Below are 908 nucleotides of genomic sequence, written 5' to 3'. Positions count from 1 at the left end.
TGCGGTACGGTCGGGGCCGGGCGTTCCAGCACGTCCCGAGCATCGGTGCCGCATATGCCGCAGCTTGTCCGGCCCGTCATCGCCCGTCGCCCACGCGCCAGAAGCCGGTGGAAGGCAGGACCGTCAATACGTATATCGACACGCACATAATCCGCCTCGACATGCACTTCCAGCCCCTTCAGCGCATCGGTCGAAGGAATGATTCCTTCGGTCAGGGCAAAGCCGGTGGCGAAATCTTCCAGATCCAGCGGCGTCGCATCATCACACCATGCGCCATGCCGTTGAAGGTCAGGCTGATGGGCGTTTCCTCGGCAATTTCGAATGTCCGCGCGGCAGGCATATCCTCTTCGGCACGCCAGGTATCCATGGTACAGGCCACGATGGCGGGCGGCAGATGCCGGGTCATTGCGGGGTATCCATACGTTCCGCCAGTGTACGGGCGGTCACATGGTCGGCGGGCGTGTTGATGTTCATGAATGGATCCACCCCACCGGGCAGCAGGTCAAAAGTGACGGCACGCGCGGCCAGACGTTCGGCCAGTGTACGTACGCGCGTGGCGGTGCGCCGGGTGACGGGGGTAAGGTGAGCAAGCTGTTCGGCCAGCATGTCGCGACATGTGACCGGCCATGCCGCGACAAGGCTGTGCCGCTGGCCCAGACTTTCGGCAAAGGACGGAGCGGGCAGCAGGCGCGCCACCAGATCGGGGGGAATGAAGGGGGTATCGCCCGGCACCGTTACCAGCACGTCGCAGCCCGCGGCCTGTGCCCATTCCAGCCCACGCAATACACCCGCCAGCGGCCCCGCCCCGGCTATCCGGTCGGCCAGAACGGGCAGGCCCCATTGGGCATAACGCGCGGGATCACCGTTGGCGCTTATGGCCAGTGCCGTGCAGCACGGGCGCAGGGTCG

The 908-nt window shown here is 65.5% G+C and carries 2 protein-coding genes and 1 pseudogene; all 3 read right to left on the bottom strand.

What is annotated here, in order from left to right:
- A pseudogene (locus tag JCM25156_RS31745) lies at nt 1–200 on the bottom strand (formate dehydrogenase accessory sulfurtransferase FdhD); the annotation flags it as partial.
- 11 nt (nt 201–211) lie between these two features.
- Nucleotides 212–406 carry a hypothetical protein gene (locus tag JCM25156_RS31740; RefSeq protein WP_025814287.1) on the bottom strand — a complete coding sequence of 65 codons (195 nt, stop codon included), beginning with the start codon at nt 404–406 and terminating at the stop codon, nt 212–214.
- The coding region (locus JCM25156_RS18355; RefSeq protein WP_025814286.1) for an NTP transferase domain-containing protein at nt 403–908 on the bottom strand (506 nt) is incomplete at its 5' end. The genes JCM25156_RS18355 and JCM25156_RS31740, both read right to left, overlap by 4 nt.

This window comes from Komagataeibacter kakiaceti JCM 25156 (assembly GCF_000613305.1).
Note: the sequence above shows the minus strand (reverse complement) of the source record. Positions and strands in the feature narration are given on the sequence as shown.

Bases quoted from the DNA above. Each gene is read 5' to 3' on its own strand.
- JCM25156_RS31740 (WP_025814287.1), bottom strand. From the start codon at position 406: ATGACCCGGCATCTGCCGCCCGCCATCGTGGCCTGTACCATGGATACC.